We start from the raw sequence: 18,994 nt of genomic DNA, 5'->3' as shown, positions 1-18,994 counted from the left end.
ACTTCTACCAGCTTGCCGGGGGCGGCGACACGAACTGCTCGGCGAGCCGCGCGAGCCGCGGCAGCCGGTCCCGCAGCCGTACCCGCCGCCCCGCGGCGGCACTGACCAGGTGCTGCAGCAGTTCGAGTCCCACCTCGCCGGGCTCCGGCGGCACCGACAGCGCCTCATGGGCGAGGCCGGCCAGTTCCCGGTCGCCCGCGTCCATCGCCAGCACCCTCGCCCCGGCCCGCCGGGCGCCGTCCACCCGCTCCAGCAACCCCGGCTCCGCCTGCTCGGGCGCGACCACCAGCACCGTCTCGCCGCGCCGCGCGGCCTCCAGCCGGGCCGTGCCCACCGCGAGGTGCGCGGGCGCGCCGGGCGGCACCCACTGCCGCACCAGAGTGGGGGAGAGCTCCGGCAGCCCGCTCCAGGCGGCCTCGTCGTCCAGATGCGCGGCCATGTGCCACGGTTCGTACCCGCCGCCGCCCACCAGCAGCAGGCCGCCCGGGGAGCCGCGGCGGACCGCGCCGCGCAGCGCCCCCGCGAACGCCCGGGTCCGTTCCGGCCACTCGCTGCCGGCCAGCAGTTCACGGACGACCTCGACCCGTACGGCATCCATGCCACGGGATCCTGGCGCAGGCCCCCGCCGTCGCAGGCGGCTTCCCGCCCGGCTCACCCGAAGGGGGTCAATGTGCGGGAAGGGCGCTCGAGACCCTGGCCCGTACGTCGGTGAAGTGCCGGCGCATCGCCGCCCGCGCCGCGCCCGCGTCCCCGGTGCGCAGCGCGCCCACCACCGCGCGGTGGTTGGCGATGATGCGCTCGACCGGGTCGTCGGCGGGCGCCAGGGCGGAGCCGACGTCCTGGTAGACGCTCCAGAACAGGTCCATGAGCTGGAGCACCAGTTCGTTGTCGCAGGTCGCGTACAACAGCGCGTGGAAGGCGCGGTCGGCGTCCGGATCGGTGACCATCCGGGAGGCGAGCGCGTCGAGTTCGTCGAGCCGCTCCGGCGGTATCGTGCCGGCCACCTCGCCTATCAGCCCGACCTCCAGCAGTTCGCGCACGGCCACCAGATCGGCCAGCGCCCGTACCCGGGAGCGGATGTGGAAGGTGAGCGAGGGCAGCAGCACCCGCAGCGGCGCGTCCGTCACGAAGGTGCCGGTGCCGTGGCGTATCTCGACGATGCCGAGCGCCTGGAGCGCGCGCACCGCCTCGCGCACACTGTTGCGGCCGGCGCCCAGCAGATCCATCAGCTGGGGCTCGGTCGGCAATGTGGCGCCGGGGGCGAGTCGCTGCTCGTGGATGAGCTCGATGATGCGATCCTGGAGCGTCGGGCCGCGGCCCCCGCCGGCGGTTCTGGTCACAAGTGGCCGCCTTTCCCACGTGCTGTCGTGCTTTCTTGACGTGCCGTCAGTGTCTTGTCTACCGTCCCTTGACGACAAGGGACGTCCTACGTCTGCCATGCAAGGGCGCATCGGAGGCAACACCGATGTCATACCTCACATCCGTCCCCTACCGAGGCGGTACCGGGGGAACCTCCGGGGAAGACCCGGGGCCCGTCTACGCGAGCTTCCGCATCCCCGCGGTGGTCGTGACCGGCGCGGGCACCGTGCTGGCCTTCGCCGAGGGGCGGCACGCCTCGGCCGCCGACACCGGGCGCATCGACCTCGTCCTGCGGCGGTCGCACGACGGCGGCCGCACCTGGGACGACCTGCGGGTCGTGACGTCCAACGGCTCCGGCACCGCGGGCAACCCGGCCCCGGTCGTGACCGCCGAGGGCCGCGTCGTCCTGGTCCACGTGCGCAACGCCGGGACCGCGGAGGAACGGGACATCATCCGCGGCAAGGTGCCCGACGAGGACGGCCGCCGGGTCTGGGTCCAGCACAGCGACGACGACGGCGCCACCTGGTCCGAGCCGCGCGAGATCACCGCCGCCGTCAAACGCCCCGGCTGGCGCTGGTACGCCACCACCCCCGGCCACGCGCTCCAGTTGCGCACCGGCCGGCACGCCGGGCGGATCGTCGTCGCCGGCAACCACACCCGCCCGCCCGAGGGCCCCGACACCGGCGCCGAGCCCCGCTACAACGGCGGCCACTGCCTGTACAGCGACGACCTCGGCGAGACCTGGCAACTCGGCTACACCGACGACTCGTCCGACGACTACGTCAACCCCAACGAGACCACCGCCGCGGAACTCCCCGACGGCACCGTCTACTTCAACACCCGCACCGACTCCCGCAGCCCCGGCAACCGCGCCGACGCCGTCTCCGCCGACGGCGGCGCCACCCTGGAGCGCCGCTTCCGCCCGCAGGCCGGCCTGGTCGCCCCCGTCGTGCAGTGCAGCGTCCTGCACCTCGGCACCCCCGACGTGCTGCTCCTCTCCGGCCCCGGGCACCCTGCCGCGCGCGCCCTGATGACGATCCGGGCCAGCCACGACCACGGCGTCACCTGGCGGACCGCGCACACCGTCGACGGCCTCCCCGCTGCCTACTCCGACCTGGTGCGGCTGGACGAGGACACCGTCGGACTGCTGTACGAGACCGGCGACTTCGGCCCCTACGAGACGATCACCTTCCGCCGCGTCCCCCTCGCGGAGCTGGTCTCTTGATCGGCCGGCGCGGTGTGCTGGCGGCGGCCGGCGGCACGGCGGCGGCGCTCGCCCTGCCCGGCTGCGCCGCCACCACCGGCACGGCGGGCGGCAGCACCACCCTCACCTTCTGGTCCTGGGTCCCCGGCATCGAGCGCAACGTCGCGCTGTGGAACCGGCTGCACCCCGGCGTCCGCGTCGAACTGGAGAAGGTGGCGGCGAGCGGCGGCGCCCAGTACGCCAAGATGCACGCCGCGCTCAAGGCCGGCAGCCCGCCCGACCTCGCGCAGGTCGAGTACCAGATGGTGCCCGGATTCCTGCTCGACCAGGGCCTGGTGGACCTCGCCCGGCACGGTGCCGACCGCTACCGCACCCGGTTCGCCGACTGGCTGTGGCAGCAGAGCGTGTACGCGGGAGGCGTCTGGGCCATCCCGCAGGACTCCGGGCCCATGGTGCTGTTCCAGCGCCAGGACCTGCTCGACCGCTGGGACATCGAGACCCCCGCCACCTGGGACGACTTCACCGCAGCGGCCCGTGCCGTACGCCGCCGCGGCGCGCACCTCACCTCCTTCTCGCCCTCCAACCCCGGCTGGTTCACCGCCCTGGCCTGGCAGGCCGGCGCCCGCTGGTTCCGCGCCGGCGGCGACACCTGGCTGGTCTCGATCGACGACGAGCCCACCCGCCGCGTCACCCGCCACTGGGACCGGCTCATCAAGGACCGGCTGGTCACCACCCAGCCCATGATGCAGAGCGCCTGGTACGCCGGCCTCCAGTCCGGCGACCTCGTCAGCTGGACCGGCGGCAGCTGGGGCGACGCCCTGCTCACCGGCAACGCCCCCGGCGGCGCGGGCAAGTGGCGGGTCCGGCCGATGCCGCAGTGGCACGCCGCCGGTTCCGGCGCCGCCCCCTCCTCGGGGAACTGGGGCGGCTCGACCACCGCCGTCTTCACCGGCACCCGCAACCCCCGCGCCGCGCTGGACTTCGCGGTGTGGCTCAACAGCGACCCCGAAAGCGTCCGCCTGCTCATCCGCGGCGGCTACGGCTACCCCGCCCCCACCTCCGGTTTCACCCCGGCCGAACTCAACACCCGCGCGGCCTACTTCGGCGGCCAGGACTACGGCGCGGTCGTCGCCGCCTCCGGCGCCGCGGTCGACCGCGCCTGGACCTGGGGCCCCACCATGGACACCTTCTTCCAGCGGCTCACCGACACCCTCAGCGGCGCCGTCAGCGACGGCACCTCCCTCACCGCCACCCTGCCGAAACTCCAGGCCCGCACCCTCGCCGACCTGCGCGACAAGGGCCTGAAAGCGGAGGCCGCATGACCGCGCGGGCGGACGTCGTGCCGCCTGAAGCCCCCGGTTCCGCCCCGGTGTCCGGGGCCCGTACGCACCGCGCCGGCCCCGCCCGCCCCCGGAGCCGTTTCCGTGCCGGCTCGCGCGAGGCACGCACCGCGGCCGCGTTCCTCCTGCCGTTCTGCGCGCTGTTCCTGCTCTGCTTCGTCGTCCCCATCGGCTACGCCGTGCAGCAGAGCCTGCTGCGGACCGTGCGCACCGGGCCGCTCGGCTTCGGCGGCTCGCACGACGCGTTCGCCGGCCTCGCCAACTACGCCCACGCGCTGCGCGACCCCTCGTTCCTCGCGGGCTTCGGGCGCGTGCTGCTGTTCGGGGTCGTGCAGGTGCCGCTCATGCTCGCGCTGGCCGCCGCCCTCGCGCTGCTCCTGGACAGCGCCTCCGCCCGCGGCATCGGCTTCTTCCGCACCGCGTACTTCCTGCCCTACGGCGTGCCCGGCGTGATCGCCTCGATCCTGTGGGGCTTCCTCTACGTCCCCGGGATCAGCCCCCTGGTGCAGATCCTGCACTCGGCCGGCTGGCAGGTCGACTTCCTGTCCAAGAGCACCGTGCTGTGGTCCATCGCCAACATCGTGACCTGGCAGTTCACCGGCTACAACATGCTCGTCCTGATCGCCCAGCTCAAGGCCGTGCCCGCCGAACTGTACGAGGCCGCCCGCCTCGACGGCGCGAACGCGGCACGCGTCGCCTGGCACATCAAGCTGCCGCTGATCCGCCCGGCGCTCGTCCTGACGGCCGTCTTCAGCATCATCGGCACACTGCAACTGTTCTCGGAGCCGCTCGTGCTGCGTCCGCTCTCCCCGGCCATCGACTCCGGCTACACGCCCAACCTGCACGCCTACAACGAGGCGTTCGCGGCCAACGACTACCACGTCGCCGCCGCCGAGGCGGTGCTGCTCGCGCTCGTCGCGTGCGCGCTGTCCTTCGGCTTCCTCAGCCTCGTCGGCCGCCGCGGCGGGGACGGGGCACTGCGATGACCGTCCCGCTCCGCCACCGCGTCCTGACCGCGACCGCCCTCGCCCTGGCCGCCGTCTACTTCCTCGTCCCCGTGTACTGGCTGGCGGTCTCCTCCACCAAGTCCAGCGCCGACCTCTTCGGCAGCTTCGGCCTCTGGTTCGCCCACCCCCACCCGATCGACTACCTCGGCAGGGTGCTGACCTACGACGGCGGCGTCTACGTCCGCTGGTTCGGCAACAGCCTGCTCTACGCGGGCGTCGGCGCCCTCGGGGCGACCTGGCTGTCGGCCGCCGCGGGCTACGCCCTCGCGCAGTACCGCTTCGCGGGGCGCGAGGCGGTGCTGACCGCCGTCGTCGCCGGCGTCCTCGTGCCCTCCACGGCCCTCGCCCTGCCGCTCTACCTGCTCTTCACCGACCTCGGCTTCGCCAACACCTACTGGTCGGTCCTCGTCCCGGGCCTGGTCAGCCCGTTCGGCGTGTACCTGTGCCGGATCTACGCCACCGCCGCGATCCCGCGCTCCCTGCTGGAGGCCGCCCGGCTCGACGGGGCGGGGGAGTGGCGGATCTTCCACGTCCTCGGGCTGCGCCTGATGACGCCGGCCCTGGTCACCGTCTTCCTGTTCCAATTCGTCCACATCTGGAACAACTTCTTCCTGCCGCTGGTCATGCTCTCCGACAGCGACCTGTACCCGGTGACGCTCGGGCTCACCTCCTGGCAGGGCTACGCCGACCGGCAGCCGGAGCTCTACCAGTACACGGTCGGCGGCGCGCTGCTGTCCGTCCTGCCGCTCATGCTGCTCATGGTGGTGCTCCAGCGCCACTGGCGGGGCGGCCTCAGCGAGGGCAGCGTCACGGCGTGACCGTGGCAGGATCACGTACATGACTGTTGACAGTGGCAATGACACCCCCGCCCCGAAGGTTCCCGCCAAGGACCCCTGGGACCTGCCCGACGTCTCCGGCCTCGTCGTCGGCGTCCTCGGCGGCACCGGCCCGCAGGGCCGCGGCCTGGCCTACCGGCTCGCCCGGGCGGGCCAGCAGGTGATCATCGGCTCCCGCGCCGCCGACCGGGCGCAGGCCACCGCCGACGAGGTCGGCCACGGCGTCCAGGGCGCGGACAACGCCGAGACCGCCCGCCGCAGCGACATCGTCATCGTCGCCGTGCCCTGGGAGGGCCACGCCAAGACGCTCGAGTCGCTGCGCGAGGAACTCGCCGGAAAGCTCGTCGTCGACTGCGTCAACCCGCTCGGCTTCGACAAGAAGGGCGCCTTCGCCCTGAAGCCGGAGGAGGGCAGCGCCGCCGAACAGGCCGCCGCGCTGCTCCCCGACTCCCGGGTCGCCGCCGCCTTCCACCACCTGTCCGCGGTGACACTGGAGGACCCGGACGTCGAGACCATCGACACCGACGTGCTCGTCCTCGGCGAGTCCCGCGCCGACACCGACCTGGTGCAGGCGCTGGCCGCACGCATCCCCGGCGTCCGCGGCGTCTTCGCGGGCCGGCTGCGCGGCGCCCACCAAGTCGAGGCGCTGGTCGCCAACCTGATCTCGGTCAACCGCCGCTACAAGGCGCACGCGGGGGTGCGCCTCACCGACGTGTAGCCGCCGTGGGGCCGTGCGAGGCCCGTGCGAGGGCATGGGGGACAATGAGCGGGTTCGTGACCGACCCGACAGGAGCCGCCCCCATGCCCCGCCTCGCCCTCTACGCGCTCATCGTGTGCGTGCTGTCCGTGGTCGCCGCCGTCGTCTCCTTCGTCGAAGGCAGCTGGCTCGGCGTCCTGTGGCTCGCGATCACCGGCCTGACCAGCAACATGTGCTGGTACTACGCGCGCAAGGCCAAGCTGGAGAAGGCGGCCGGCTAGAAGCCGCCGTTCTCCCAGAAGCGGAACAGCTGCGAGCCCAGGCCCGAGAGGCCGTCCGGCAGACCGAAGGCGCCCGTCACGGCGTCCACGAAGCCGAAGAACGCCGAGTTCACCTCAGGGATCCACAGCACGCCGAACACGGCCAGCAGGCCGAAGGACGCGAACGGCTCCAGCTGGCGCCGCACGTTGTACGAGAGCCAGGGCTCGATGACCCCGTAGCCGTCCAGCCCCGGCACGGGCAGCAGGTTCAGGATCGCCGCCGTCACCTGGAGCATGGCCAGGAACGCCAGACCCGCGGCGAAGGCCAGCTGGTCCTGGTTCTCGGGGTCCACGAGGTGCAGGGTGAACGGCAGCATCGCCGCGATCGCGAACAGCACGTTCGTGAGCGGTCCGGCCGCCGAGATCAGGCTGTGCTTCCAGCGGCCGCTGATCCGGCCCCGCTCGATGAACACCGCGCCACCGGGCAGGCCGATGCCGCCCAGGATCAGGAAGACCAGCGGCAGCACGATGCTCAGCAGCGCGTGCGTGTACTTCAGCGGGTTGAGGGTCAGATAGCCCTTCGCGCCGATCGAGATGTCGCCGCCGTGCAGGGCGGTGCGCGCGTGCGCGTACTCGTGCAGGCACAGGGAGACCACCCAGCCGGACACGACAAACAGGAAGACGGCGAAGCCGGTGTTCGAGGAGAAGCCGGTCCACACCGCCCACCCGGAGACGGCCATGATCGCGACCAGCCCGAGGAAAATCGGGCTGATCCGCCGTTCACTGCGGGCTGCTGCGGTGGTCATCGTGCGGGCTCCTGCGGAGGGCTGTTCGGGGAGGGGGCCGGGCCGGCCGCCCGATCATGTCATCCGTGCGGGGTCGGGCACACCCACGGGCCGATAACGCTCCGCCAACGCGAGACGTTCCGGGGTGCCCGCCTTTCCCCGCCCGCCCGCCCGTGTGCCCTGTGAAGTCACGCGCCCCGACGCCAGTTGTTGGGGGGCCGGGTTCGGGGCCTCCGGGGCTGCCATTCTGGACAGCACATTTAGGTGCCTCAGGTATCCGGCTTGAGCACTCCGGGTCACGCACCCAAATATGCTCCAGTGTCCAGAACGCCACCCCTACGACCCCGCCCCCTCCGTAGTTGCAAGCGCCTGATCCCCGGTGGGTGGGCGAGAAGGCTGTCCGGGGTTGCCGCGAGTGCCCTCTGAACCCCCACCGGCCGTCAGTCGCCCCAACCGGCCCGGGAGGGGGTGCGCCGGGGTCCGCCCGCAGGGGACGAGCGGAGACTGCGTGGTCGATGCCGAATGATGTGGGGGCAAACCGCGAGCCCCGAGGACGGACTCCGGAGCGGCGCCGACCCCACAACGCACGCAGCGCAGGGCCCGCACTTACCGTGCCGGGCACTCGGGAGGGAGGGTGGGGGAAAAACCCGGGCCCACGGAACCGCGGCGCCGCACTCGGACACAATGGGGGGCGTGCGCTACGGCATCCTCGGGACGACACAGGCCCACCGCGACGACGGCACCCCCGTGCCCCTTGCCGGGACGCGCTTGAGGGCGTTGCTGGCCGCGCTCGCCCTGCGCCCCGGACGGGTGCGCACGACCGAGGCGCTGATCGACGAGGTGTGGGAGGGCGAGCCGCCCGCCGACGCGACGGGCGCGCTGCAGGCGCTGGTGGCGCGGCTGCGCCGGGCGATCGGCCACGAGGCGGTCGGTTCCGCGGACGGCGGCTACCGGCTGGACGCGGCGCCGGACGCCGTGGACCTGTTCCGCTTCGAGCGCATGGTGGAGGACGGCGGGCGCGCCCTGGCCGACGGCGACGCGGCGAAGGCCGCCGACGCGCTGGACGGCGCGCTCGGGCTGTGGCGCGGGCCCGTGCTGGCCGATCTTCCGGACCGGGTCTCCGTCGCCTCCCGCTACGACGCGCTGCGGCTGGACGCCCGCCGTCTGCGGATCACCGCCGAGGTCGCGCTGGGCCGCGCCGAGCAGGTGCTCCCCGAGATCGCGGAGCTGGCGGCGGCCCATCCGCTCAACGAGCCGGTGCAGTCCCTGCGGCTGCGGGCGCTGCGGGAGGCGGGACGGACCGCGGACGCCCTGGTCGCATACGAGGACGTGCGGCGGGAGCTCGCCGAGGCGCTCGGTGCCGACCCGGGGCCGGAACTGCGTGCACTCCACGCCGAACTGCTCGCACCGGCCACGCCGGCCCCCGCACCGCTGCCGCCGCCGCGCCGGGGCAACGCGCGCGCCCGGCTGACCAGCTTCGTCGGGCGGGAGTCGGACCTGACGGCGCTGGCGTCCGATCTGTCCGCCGCCCGGCTGGTGACGATCACCGGCCCCGGGGGCACCGGCAAGACGCGGCTGTCGCAGGAGGCCGGGGACGCGGTCGCCGGGCACTGGCCGGACGGCGTGTGGTTCGCCGAGCTCGCCCCCGTTGAGGACCCCCGCACGGTGGCGGTGGCCGTGGTCAACGCCCTCGGTCTGCGCGAGACCCTGCTGCACGCGGGCTCGGCCACCGAGGCCGCGCTCGCCGCGGAGGCGAAGGGCGCGGTCGCCAAGGACCCGCTGCTGCAGCTGACCGAGTACTGCGCGGACCGCCGGCTGCTGCTCGTCCTGGACAACTGCGAGCATGTGATCGGGGCCGCCGCCGAGCTGACCGAGCGGCTGCTCGCCGACTGCCCGGACCTGGCAGTGCTCGCCACGAGCCGTGAACCGCTGGGCGTGCCGGGGGAGTTGATCCGGCCGCTGGACCCGCTGCCGCAGCCCCCCGCACTGCGCCTGCTGGCCGACCGCGGCGCCGCGGCCCGTCCCGGGTTCACCCCGGACGAGGATCCCGAGGCGTGCGCGGAGCTGTGCCGGCGGCTGGACGGCCTGCCGCTGGCCATCGAACTCGCGGCCGCCCGGCTGCGGATGATGACGCCGCGTCAGCTCGTCGACCGGCTCGACGACCGCTTCCGCATCCTCACCGCGGGCAGCCGCACCGTGCTGCCCCGCCAGCAGACGCTGCGGGCCGTGGTCGACTGGAGCTGGGACCTGCTCACCGAGGCCGAACGGACCGTGCTGCGCCGGTTCGCGGTCTTCGCCGGCGGCTGGGACCTGGCCGCCGCCGAGGCGGTGTGCGGCGGGGAGGGCGCCGGCTCCGTCGACCCGCGCGACGTCGCCCATCTTCTGGCCTCGCTGGTCGACAAGTCGCTCGTGGTCGCCGACCTCACCGAGGACGGCGCCCGCTACCGCACGCTGGAGACCATCGGCGAGTACGCGGCGGAACGGCTCGACGAGGCCGGCGAGCGCGACATCGTGGGGCGCCGCCACATCGCGTACTTCCGCGAGTACATCCGCACCGCCGATCCCGAACTGCGCGGCGCGCGCCAGCTGCTGTGGCTGGACCGCCTGGAGCGTGAGCACGAGAACCTGCGGGCCGCGATCCGCCGGGCGGTGGAGACGGGCGACGAGCAGGAGGCGCTCTGCCTGGTGCTGGCTTCCAGCTGGTTCTGGGAGATGCGCAACTACCGCAGTGAGATGGGCTACTGGCCCGGCGTGGTGGCGAAGATGAGTCCGGTGGACGCCTTCGCCGCACCGCTCGCGCTGCCGCCGCTGGACCGCGGTCCGCTGGACGACCCGCTGCCGATGGCGCCGCAGCTGCTCACCGAGGCCAGGCGCTGGGTGCGGACCGCCGAGGTGTTCGCCCGCATGGAGGAGACCGACGCCTGGAGCGACCCGCGGTACGTCGCGCTCGGCGAGGCGCTCATCGAGGCCTATCCGCCGGACCTGCCCCAGTCCAGCCTGCGGCCAGGGCTCTTCCGCATGCTGGGCGCCATGCTGACCGGGCGCTTCGACCTGATGCCCGAGCTGATCGACTCCACGGTGAGCAGTTGCCGGCGGCACGGCCGGACGTGGGAGCTGGCGTTCGCGCTGCAGTTGCGGGCCAAGATCATGAACGACGTCGAGGACCGGTTCGCCCAGTCCATGGAGGACATCCGCGAGGCCCGGGCCCTGTTCCGCGAGGCCGGCGACGACTGGGGCCTGGCGGAAGTGCTGGCGGCCGAGGCCGAGGCGACCGCCAACGCCGGCGACTGGGGCCGCGCCGCCGAGAGCTGCCGCGAGGCGATCGCCCTCGCGCTCAAGCTCGGCGCCCACCAGCAGATCCCGATGATGACGGTCCGCCTCGGCGACGCCCTCGCCAACAGCGGTCAGGAGGAGGAGGGCGAGCGGCTGGTCCGGGAGGGGATCGCCGACGCCCAGCGCTTCCGCCCGGTCGGCGACGACGCGAGCTACTACGGCAGGGTGCTGCTGGTCGCGATGCTCGCCCGGCGCGGCGACCTGGACGAGGGCTTCGCACTGCTCGACGCCATGCAGGCCGACCCCCCGCGGGGCATGCCCTCGTTCATCTTCGGGCTGCTGGCCGCGATCCGCGGCTGGCTGACCGGCATGGCCGGGGATCCGTACGGCGGGCTGCCCCATCTCCGCGAGGCCGTCGACTACATGGAGGCCCATCCACTGAGCCCGGTCATCGGGCCGCGCATGGGTGTGCTGCTCTTCCCGCCGGCCGTCACACTCTTCACCGGCATCGCGGGACTGCGCGACGACGGTGACGCGCGGGAAGCGGCGCGCCGTGCCGCGCTGGTGCTCGGCGCCCACGACAGCCTGCGGCAGACCGCCTGCACCCCGTGGGAGCGCCAGAGCCTCGACGAGGACGCGGCCCGGCTGCGCACGCACCTGGGGGAGCGGGATTTCGACGCCGTCTACCGCGAGGGCGGGGCCCTCACCTTCTCCGGGACGATCGTGCTGCTGCAAGAGCCCCTGTGACGCGGGCCGGTGCTCAGCCGGCCTTCTTGCGCGCCGCCGTCTTCTTGGCCGTCGTCTTCTTCGCGGTGGTCTTCTTCGCCGCAGCCTTCTTCGCCGGGGCCTTCTTGGCGGCCGTCTTCTTCGCGGCGGCCGGCTTCCGGGTGCTCCCGGCCTTCTCGGCGCCGCGGGCGTCGATGCTGGCCTGGAGCGCGGCCATCAGGTCCACCACGTTGTCGGGGGCGGAGGCCACCTCGGCCGTCTCGGGCACGGGCTCGCCCTCCAGGCGGGCGGCGACCAGGGAGTCCAGCGCCGTCTGGTACTCGTCGTGCTGGGACTCCAGGTCGAAGTCCTCGGAAAGGGTCTCCATCAGGCTCTGCGCCATCTTCAGCTCCTGCGGCCGCACGGCGACGTTCTCCGGCGGCGCCAGCCCCCCGGCGTCGCGGACCTCGTCCGGCCAGTACATGGTGTGCAGGACCAGCAGTTCCTCGTGGACGCGCAGCAGCGCCAGCGATTCGCGCGTACGGAGGGCGATCTTCGTCACGGCGGCCTTGCCGCTGGTGGCCAGCGCCTCGCGCAGCAGGACGTACGGCTTGGACGCGGCGGCATCGGCGCCCACGTAGTAGGCGCGGGACAGCGACAGGGGGTCGATCTCGTCGGTGTCGACGAAGGCGAGGACGTCGATCAGCTTGCGGCTGGGCAGCGGCAGTTGCGCCAGGTCCTCGTCGCTGAGCACCACCGTGCGGCCGCTCTCGTCCTCGTACCCCTTGGCGATCTCCGAGTAGGGGACCTCCTTGCCCTCCTTCTCGCAGAACCGCTTCATGCGGATGCGGCCGCCGTCCTCGGCGTGCACCTGGTGCAGGGAGACGCCGTGCTCCTCGGTGGCCGCATAGAGCTTGACGGGAATGGAGACCAGCCCGAAGCCGATCGCACCTTTCCACATGGATCGCATACTTTCGTCCCTTTCCGGGGACTTTCCACACTATGCCCGCCCCGTCAGCCTCGCCCGACCGGCAGCCGGCCGAGGTGGACGGCCGACAGGTGGTCCTCACCCACCTGGACAAGGTCGTCTTCCCCGCGACCGGCCACACCAAGGCGCAGTTGCTGCGGTACTACGCCCAGGTCGCGGCGGTGATGGTGCCCCACGCGACCGGCCGCCCCGCCTCCTTCGTCCGGGCCCCGGAGGGGCCGCACGGGCAGGCGTGGTTCGCCAAACGGCCGCCCGCCGGCACGCCCTCCTGGGTGACCACGACCGGCGGCCCCGGGGAGCCGCACGTCGTCCTCGACTCCACGGCCACCCTGGTCACCATGGCCAACCTCGGCGGCTGGGAGGTGCACGTCCCGCAGTGGACCGCCGATGCCGGGCCCGACGGCCACGACCGGCTCGTCCTCGACCTCGACCCCGGCGAGGGCGCCGACCTCGTCCTGTGCTGCCGGGTCGCCGAACGGCTCCGCCAGATGATGGACGACGACGGGCTCACCGCCTTCCCCGTCACCTCCGGCAGCAAGGGCCTGCACCTGTACGCGCCGCTGGAGCCCGCGACCGGGAAGGCCGTCAGCGGCTACGCCAAGGCGCTGGCCGGGCGGATGCGCGACGAGCACCCCGGCCTCGTCCTGGTCTCCATGACCCGCAGCCTGCGCCCCGGCAAGATCTTCATCGACTGGTCGCAGAACGCCTCCGCGAAGACCACCGCCTGCCCCTACACCCTGCGGCTGCGCGACCGCCCCGGCGTCGCCACCCCCGTCACCTGGGACGAGGTCGCGGCCTGCCGCGCGCCGGGCGACCTGGTCTTCGGACCCGAGGACGTGCTCGACCGGGTCGCCCGCCACGGCGACCTGCTGGCCGGGCTCGACGACGGCGCCGCCCGGGGCCGGCTGCCGTGACCGATCCCGTCCCGCCGCCCGTCGTGGTGATGCTCGCCCGGCGCGTGGAGACCGTCCCCGAGGCGGGCGCGCTGCCCGGCGGCTGCGCGTACGAGCCCAAGTTCGACGGCCACCGGATGGTCGTCCTCACCGGCCCCGTACGGCTCCAGACCCGCTCCGGGAGGATCGTCACCGACACCTTCCCCGAACTCGCCGAGGCCGCACGGGCCCTGCCGCCCGGCACCGTCGTGGACGGCGAGGTCGTCATCTGGCGCGACGGCCGCATCGACTTCGGCGCGCTCCAGCGGCGCGCCCTGGGCGGCACCCGCAGACGCCCGCCCGGGCCGCCCGCCAACTACGCGGCCTTCGACCTCCTCGCGGCCGGCGGCACCGACCTGCGCGGCCGCCCCTACGACGAGCGCCGCGCCGCCCTGACCGCCCTCCTCGCCCCGCTCGGCCCGCCGTTGCAGCCCGTCCCCATGACCACCGACCGCGACGAGGCGCTGCACTGGTACGCCTCCCTGGCCGCCACCGGCATCGAGGGCCTGGTCGTCAAGGGCCGCGCCCAGCGCTACCGGCCCGGCCGCCGCGACTGGCTGAAACTCCGGCACTCCGTCCCGCAGGACGCCGTCGCCATCGGCTTCACCGGCACCCCCCGCGCCCCGCGTGCCCTCGTCCTCGACCTCGGTGACGGCCCGCTGGCCTCCGCGCCCCTCGACGCGCCCCTCCGCACCGAACTCGCCGCCCTCCTCACCCCCGCGGCCCCCGCCACCGCGGCCCTCGACGACGGCACTCCCTACCGTCCGCTGCCCGGGCCCCTCCCCGTCGAGATCCTCCAGGGCGTCGGCCGCCACGCCCTCACCACGGTGCTGCGCCTGCGGCCGTCCTGACCTGCGGGGCGAGGCGCGAGACCCCCCGCGTGGAAAGGCCGTTGAGCGGCGTCGGGTGCCCGCATACGATGACGCGTCGCCATTCGGCCGTCGTTCGTGATCCCCGCTCCTCAGGAGACCCCTTCCGCCATGCGCGCGCTGTTCCATGCCGTCCGCCTCCTCGGGCTCCTGCTCGGCTTCTACGTCATGGCCCTCGGCCTGCTCGCGGCGATCGTGGCCGCGAACGTCGTCCTGTTCGACGCGGCACTCAAGGGGGGCTACGTGACCTTCCTGTTCGTGGGCGTCAGCGTCGCGTTCGCCTCGCCGCTGGTGTCGGGACTGCTCGCCTCCGTCCACGGGATGAACCGCCACCGGCCGGACGGACTGCGGGTGAGCGCGGACGAGCAGCCGGAGCTGTGGGCGCGCGTCCTTCGGGTGGCCACGGCGATGGACACCCCCGCCCCCGCAGAGCTCTGGCTCGTGGCGGAGCCGCAAGCGGCGGTCTGGCAGAGCTCCTGGCTGCTCGGGCTGGTCCCCGGGCGCCGGCGGATGGTGCTCGGCATCCCGTACCTCACCGGCCTGACGGAACATCAGCTCGATGCGGTCATCGCCCATGAGATCGGGCACTTCGCCCGGCGCGACACCTTCCTTTCGGCACTGGCCGCCCGCAACCGCACGGGTCTGACGCGGGTCCTCGACCGGTACGCCGAGGACGGCAGCGGCATCGGCCACACGATGGGCTCCCTGTTCGCCGGCTACGCCCGCTTCTGCCTGCGGGTGACGCAGGCCGAAGCACGTCTCGGGGAACTCGCCGCGGACCGCGCCGCCGCACGGATCGCCGGACGCGACGCGACCTCCGCCGCCCTGCGCCGCATCCTTCTCGTCGACGCCGCGCACACCCGCTATCTGCACGAGTACGCCGGAATCGGCGTCGGGCTCGGTCTGCTCCCGCCGGCCGCGGAGGTGCACTCCGGCTTCGCCGCGTTCCTGGACAGCGACACCTGGCGCGAGGAGGAGCGGCGGCTCATCGCCGACCCGCCGCGCGAGAAGACCTCGCCCTACGACTCGCACCCCCCGATGCGCGAGCGGGTCGCGGCGATCGAGGCGCTGCCCGCGGATGCCGCGGGGACGTTCCCCGACGAGCCGTCACCGGCCGCGGCCGGACTGCTCCACGACCCCGCGGGAACCGGTTCCCGCACCGTTCTGGCACTGCCCGGGACGGCCGGGCTGCGGCAGCTGTCCTGGCGGGAGCTGGCCGCCGCGGCCGGTACGGCGGAGCTCGGCGCCGAGACGGTGCCGGTGCTCCGGGCGGGCCGCGCGGTCCTGCGCCGGCCCGCGGACCTCGGCGCGCTGCTGGACGCCGTCGACGACGGACGGTGGCCGGAGGTCGTCGACTGCATGCCCCGCACCGGCGACGTGGGCCACATGCTCCTCGACGACTCCCTGCGGGCCCGCAACGAGGCTGCTGCCGCGGACCAGTTGTACTCCCTGGCGCTGGCGGCCCTGGTCGAGGGCGGCCGGGCCCGCTGGGAGCTGGACTGGGAACGCGCGAAGCACCTGGAGTTCGACGAGGGTGTGCACGCCGCGCTGGACCGGGCGGTCGACGCCGCGATGGCCCCGCAGGACGGCGCCGAGCCGGACAGCTCGGAACTGCGCGGGCTGCTCGGCCTTCCGGCGGACCGCACCGGCGCTCAGGCCTGAGCGGTCCCCGGCGGCACCTGCCGGGTGCGGGTCCAGCGCAGGAGGGCGTCCGCGGGCCATGTGTTGACGACCCGTTCCGGCGGGACGCCGCACTCCTCGGCGCGGGCGCAGCCGAAGATCAGCCAGTCGAGCTGGCCGGGGGCGTGGGCGTCGCTGTCGATGGAGAAGAGGACGCCCGCGTCGACGGCCGTGCGCAGGAGCCGGCGGGGCGGGTCGAGGCGGTCGGGGCGGCTGTTGATCTCCAGCGCGACGCCGAAGCGCTCGCAGGCGGCGAACACCAGGTCCGCGTCGAACTCCGACTCCGGGCGGGACTTGCCGCGCACCAGGCGCCCCGTGCAGTGGCCGAGCACGTCCACCAGCGGGTTGCTGACGGCGGAGACCAGGCGCCGGGTCATCTCGCCCCGATCCATCCGCAGCTTGGAGTGGGCGGAGGCGACCACCACGTCCAACTGGTCCAGCAGTTCGGCGTTCTGGTCGAGGGAGCCGTCCGCGAGGATGTCGCACTCGATGCCGGTCAGCAGCCGGAAGGGCGCGGGCAGCCGCTCGTTCAGTTCCGCGACGACCGCCAGCTGGGCGCGGAGGCGGTCGGCGGTCAGGCCGCGGGCGACGGTCAGCCGGGGGGAGTGGTCGGTGAGCACCGCCCACTCGTGGCCGAGCGCCGCCGCGGTGCGGGCCATGGTCTCGATCGGGCTGCCCCCGTCGGACCAGTCGGAGTGCAGATGGCAGTCGCCGCGCAGCGCCGCCCGCATCCGCTGCCCCGCGTCGCCCTCGGGCCGGGGCACGGCATCCGTTCCGCCGCCCTCCTCCAGCCGGGTGAGGTAGGCGGGGCGGCCGCCGTCCAGCGCCTCCCGGACGACGGCGGCGGTCTTCGGGCCCAGGCCCTTGATCTCCTCCAGGGAACCGGAAACGGCCGCGCGCCGCCGGAGCTCCTCCGGCGGCAGCGCGGTGACCGCGGCGGCGGCGCCCCGGAAGGCCCGTACCCGGTACGTCGGGGCGCCGTCCCGCTCCAGCAGGAACGCGATCCGGTCCAGCGCCTCGACGGGGTCCATGCCTCCAGGATCAGGTCTTGTTGCGGAACCTCGCCACCGCCAGCGGCGCGCTGATCACCGTGATGCCCACGGCCCACATGAGGGTCATCATCACCGAGTGCGCCACCGCGCCCCCGTTGATCAGGTTGCGGGAGGCGTCCGCGAGGTTGGACAGCGGGTTGTACCGGGTGAAGGCCTCCAGCCAGCCCGGCATGGTCGAGGGCTTGGCGAAGATCGAGCTTCCGAACTGCAGCGGCAGGACGACGATCATGGACAGCCCCTGGACGGACTGGGGGGTCCGGGCGACCAGACCCAGAAGGATGAAGACCCACATCAGCGAGGCCCCGAAGGTCAGGGAGAGCACCACCGCGCACACCAGGCCGAAGACGCCGTTGTCCACGTGCAGGCCCAGGATGAAGCCCATCGCGAGCAGGATGACCGTGGCGACCAGCGCCCGGCCGATCTCGACGACGATCTTCGCTATCAGCACGGAGGAGCGGGCGATCGGCATGGTCCGGAAGCGGTCCATGACCCCGGTCTTGAAGTCGGAGTTGACGCCCGTGCCGACGGCCATCGCGATGTTCATGCCCATCATGGCCATCAGGCCGGGCACCATGTAGTTGACGTACTTCTCCTGGCTGCCCTCCAGCGCGCCGCCGAAGACGTACACGAACAGCAGCGTGAAGACGATCGGCATCAGCAGCGCGTCGAACATCGACTCCGGGTCCTGCCGGATCTGCAGGACGTTGCGCCGCACCAGGGCGCCGACGTGCCGGAGGTTGGCGCGCAGCCCGATCCGCGGATCGGCGTCCACGGCCGCGGCGGTGGGCGCGGCGGGGGCGGTGATGGCGGTCATGCGGCGAGTTCCTCTCGGTCCTCGGTGGTCCCGCCGCCGTGCGTGACGGCCAGGAACACCTCGTCCAGGCTGGGCAGATGGGTGTCGATACCGGCGATTGCGAAGCCGTGCGCGCCGAGCGCGGCCACGATCTGCGTCAGCTGCTCGTCGCTGATGATCGGTACGTTGAGCACGCCGCGCTCGTGGTCCGGGACGGCCTGCGCCCCCGTGCCGAGGGCCGCCGCCATGGCGTTCAGCAGGGCCGGGTCGACCGGGCGCACCTGAAGGGTGCGGCCGCCGACCTTGGCCTTGAGCTCCTCGACCCGGCCGCCGGCGATGACCCGGCCGCGGTCGATGACCGTCAGCTCGTGGGCGAGCTTCTCGGCCTCCTCCATGTACTGCGTGGTCAGCAGCACGGTCGACCCCTCCGCGACCATGTTCTGCACCTCGTCCCACACCTCGTTGCGGGTGCGGGGGTCCAGACCGGTCGTCGGCTCGTCCAGGTAGAGCACGGCCGGACGGCCGATCATCGACGCCGCCAGGTCCAGGCGCCGGCGCATACCGCCGGAGTACTCCTTCGCGGGCTTGCGGGCCGCCTCCGTGAGCGAGAACCGCTCCAGCAGCTCGTCCGTGCGCGACCAGGCATCGCGGCGCGACAGGTCGAGCAGGCGGCCGATCATGTACAGGTTCTCGCGGCCGGACAGCGACTCGTCGACCGAGGCGTACTGCCCGGTCAGGCCGATCACCCGGCGCAGCTGCCGCGGCTGCGCCAGCACGTCGTACCCCGCCACCATCGCCGTGCCGGCGTCGGGCCGGATCAGCGTGGACAGGATGCGCACCAGCGTCGTCTTCCCGGCCCCGTTCGGTCCCAGCACCCCGAGCACGGTCCCCTGCCGCACGTCCAGGTCCACTCCGTCGAGGGCTTTCGTCTCCCCGTAGCGCTTCACGAGCCCCCGCACCCTCACGGCGGCGTCCGCGCTCTTCACGTCTCGCTGTGTCATGCCCTCAGCTTCACCCCGGCCACCGACACGGCGCCGACATATCGCTGACAGAGGCGCCGATACGCCGCCGACAGGGCGCCGCAGGCCGGAAGAGCCGAGGGGGGACGCGCGACGCGCGTCCCCCCTCGGCTCATCCCGGGCCCCCCGGGGTCAGTAGGTAACCGTCACCAGCCGCAGCCCCCGCCCCCTGAATACCGCGAAGCCCGCGATTTC

17 protein-coding genes are annotated in these 18,994 nt (G+C 73.5%); 10 read left to right on the top strand and 7 right to left on the bottom strand.

All coding sequences use genetic code 11. From position 1 onward, the window contains the following. Nucleotides 1–4: 4 nt before the first annotated feature. Both ACIP9H_RS31715 and ACIP9H_RS31710 read right to left on the bottom strand, forming a co-directional pair. On the bottom strand, nt 5–598 hold the full coding sequence (locus tag ACIP9H_RS31715) for a hypothetical protein (protein WP_401593000.1): 594 nt from the start codon (nt 596–598) through the stop codon (nt 5–7). A gap of 67 nt (nt 599–665) precedes the next feature. Then, complete coding sequence (locus ACIP9H_RS31710) at nt 666–1,340, bottom strand: FadR/GntR family transcriptional regulator (protein WP_401592998.1); 675 nt, start codon at nt 1,338–1,340, stop codon at nt 666–668. A gap of 125 nt (nt 1,341–1,465) precedes the next feature. Here ACIP9H_RS31710 and ACIP9H_RS31705 point away from each other — a divergent pair, with 125 nt between their 5' ends. From ACIP9H_RS31705 to ACIP9H_RS31680, 6 genes are read left to right on the top strand one after another with little or no spacing between them, the layout of a single operon-like run. Further along, on the top strand, nt 1,466–2,584 hold the full coding sequence (locus ACIP9H_RS31705) for an exo-alpha-sialidase (RefSeq protein WP_401592996.1): 1,119 nt from the start codon (nt 1,466–1,468) through the stop codon (nt 2,582–2,584). Then, the gene (locus ACIP9H_RS31700; protein ID WP_401592994.1) at nt 2,581–3,885 is read left to right on the top strand and encodes an ABC transporter substrate-binding protein; all 1,305 of its coding nucleotides are present in this window, start codon (nt 2,581–2,583) and stop codon (nt 3,883–3,885) included. The genes ACIP9H_RS31705 and ACIP9H_RS31700 overlap by 4 nt, the downstream gene beginning before the upstream one ends. Then, nucleotides 3,882–4,889: a carbohydrate ABC transporter permease gene (locus ACIP9H_RS31695; protein ID WP_401592992.1), complete on the top strand. Its 1,008-nt coding sequence runs from the start codon at nt 3,882–3,884 to the stop codon at nt 4,887–4,889. Before ACIP9H_RS31700 ends, ACIP9H_RS31695 begins: the two co-directional genes overlap by 4 nt. Then, the gene (locus ACIP9H_RS31690; RefSeq protein ID WP_401592990.1) at nt 4,886–5,728 is read left to right on the top strand and encodes a carbohydrate ABC transporter permease; all 843 of its coding nucleotides are present in this window, start codon (nt 4,886–4,888) and stop codon (nt 5,726–5,728) included. The genes ACIP9H_RS31695 and ACIP9H_RS31690 overlap by 4 nt, the downstream gene beginning before the upstream one ends. A 19-nt stretch (nt 5,729–5,747) precedes the next feature. After that, nucleotides 5,748–6,464 carry an NADPH-dependent F420 reductase gene (gene npdG / locus ACIP9H_RS31685; protein ID WP_401592988.1) on the top strand — a complete coding sequence of 239 codons (717 nt, stop codon included), beginning with the start codon at nt 5,748–5,750 and terminating at the stop codon, nt 6,462–6,464. A gap of 56 nt (nt 6,465–6,520) precedes the next feature. Then, entirely contained in the window at nt 6,521–6,724 is a 204-nt protein-coding gene (locus tag ACIP9H_RS31680) for a hypothetical protein (protein WP_401593138.1), read from the top strand. Here the strand turns inward: ACIP9H_RS31680 and ACIP9H_RS31675 are convergent. Next, entirely contained in the window at nt 6,721–7,509 is a 789-nt protein-coding gene (locus ACIP9H_RS31675) for a site-2 protease family protein (protein ID WP_401592986.1), read from the bottom strand. The genes ACIP9H_RS31680 and ACIP9H_RS31675 overlap by 4 nt on opposite strands. A gap of 663 nt (nt 7,510–8,172) precedes the next feature. On the opposite strand from ACIP9H_RS31675, the gene ACIP9H_RS31670 reads away from it, so the two are divergent. Next, a complete protein-coding gene (locus ACIP9H_RS31670) occupies nt 8,173–11,508 on the top strand; it encodes a BTAD domain-containing putative transcriptional regulator (RefSeq protein WP_401592984.1) in 3,336 nt (1,111 codons plus the stop codon). A 13-nt stretch (nt 11,509–11,521) separates the two neighbouring features. On the opposite strand, the gene ACIP9H_RS31665 is transcribed toward ACIP9H_RS31670, so the two are convergent. Then, nucleotides 11,522–12,436, bottom strand: coding sequence for a Ku protein (locus ACIP9H_RS31665; RefSeq protein ID WP_401962229.1), 915 nt, complete (start codon nt 12,434–12,436; stop codon nt 11,522–11,524). 32 nt (nt 12,437–12,468) lie between these two features. Between ACIP9H_RS31665 and ligD the strand changes: the two genes are divergently transcribed. From ligD to ACIP9H_RS31650, 3 genes are all read left to right on the top strand, one after another. Continuing rightward, nucleotides 12,469–13,368, top strand: coding sequence for a non-homologous end-joining DNA ligase (gene ligD, locus ACIP9H_RS31660; protein ID WP_401592980.1), 900 nt, complete (start codon nt 12,469–12,471; stop codon nt 13,366–13,368). Beyond that, nucleotides 13,365–14,237, top strand: a complete 873-nt coding sequence (locus ACIP9H_RS31655) for an ATP-dependent DNA ligase (RefSeq protein ID WP_401592978.1) — start codon at nt 13,365–13,367, stop codon at nt 14,235–14,237. Before ligD ends, ACIP9H_RS31655 begins: the two co-directional genes overlap by 4 nt. 129 nt (nt 14,238–14,366) lie before the next feature. Continuing rightward, nucleotides 14,367–15,917: a M48 family metalloprotease gene (locus tag ACIP9H_RS31650; RefSeq protein WP_401592976.1), complete on the top strand. Its 1,551-nt coding sequence runs from the start codon at nt 14,367–14,369 to the stop codon at nt 15,915–15,917. Here the strand turns inward: ACIP9H_RS31650 and ACIP9H_RS31645 are convergent. Genes ACIP9H_RS31645 through ACIP9H_RS31635 form a run of 3 tightly spaced genes read right to left on the bottom strand, consistent with a single transcriptional unit; the run spans nt 15,908 to nt 18,781 of the window. Then, nucleotides 15,908–16,966 carry a PHP domain-containing protein gene (locus ACIP9H_RS31645; protein WP_401592974.1) on the bottom strand — a complete coding sequence of 353 codons (1,059 nt, stop codon included), beginning with the start codon at nt 16,964–16,966 and terminating at the stop codon, nt 15,908–15,910. The two genes, ACIP9H_RS31650 and ACIP9H_RS31645, sit on opposite strands and share 10 nt — an antisense overlap. A gap of 10 nt (nt 16,967–16,976) precedes the next feature. Continuing rightward, nucleotides 16,977–17,801 (bottom strand): ABC transporter permease, encoded by an 825-nt coding sequence (locus ACIP9H_RS31640; RefSeq protein ID WP_360913599.1) that lies wholly within the window; start codon nt 17,799–17,801, stop codon nt 16,977–16,979. Next, the gene (locus tag ACIP9H_RS31635) at nt 17,798–18,781 is read right to left on the bottom strand and encodes an ATP-binding cassette domain-containing protein (protein ID WP_401592972.1); all 984 of its coding nucleotides are present in this window, start codon (nt 18,779–18,781) and stop codon (nt 17,798–17,800) included. The genes ACIP9H_RS31640 and ACIP9H_RS31635 overlap by 4 nt, the downstream gene beginning before the upstream one ends. Nucleotides 18,782–18,994: the final 213 nt, after the last annotated feature.

This window comes from Streptomyces sp. NPDC088732 (assembly GCF_044751205.1).
In the GTDB taxonomy this organism is placed as follows: domain Bacteria; phylum Actinomycetota; class Actinomycetes; order Streptomycetales; family Streptomycetaceae; genus Actinacidiphila.
Note: the sequence above shows the minus strand (reverse complement) of the source record. Positions and strands in the feature narration are given on the sequence as shown.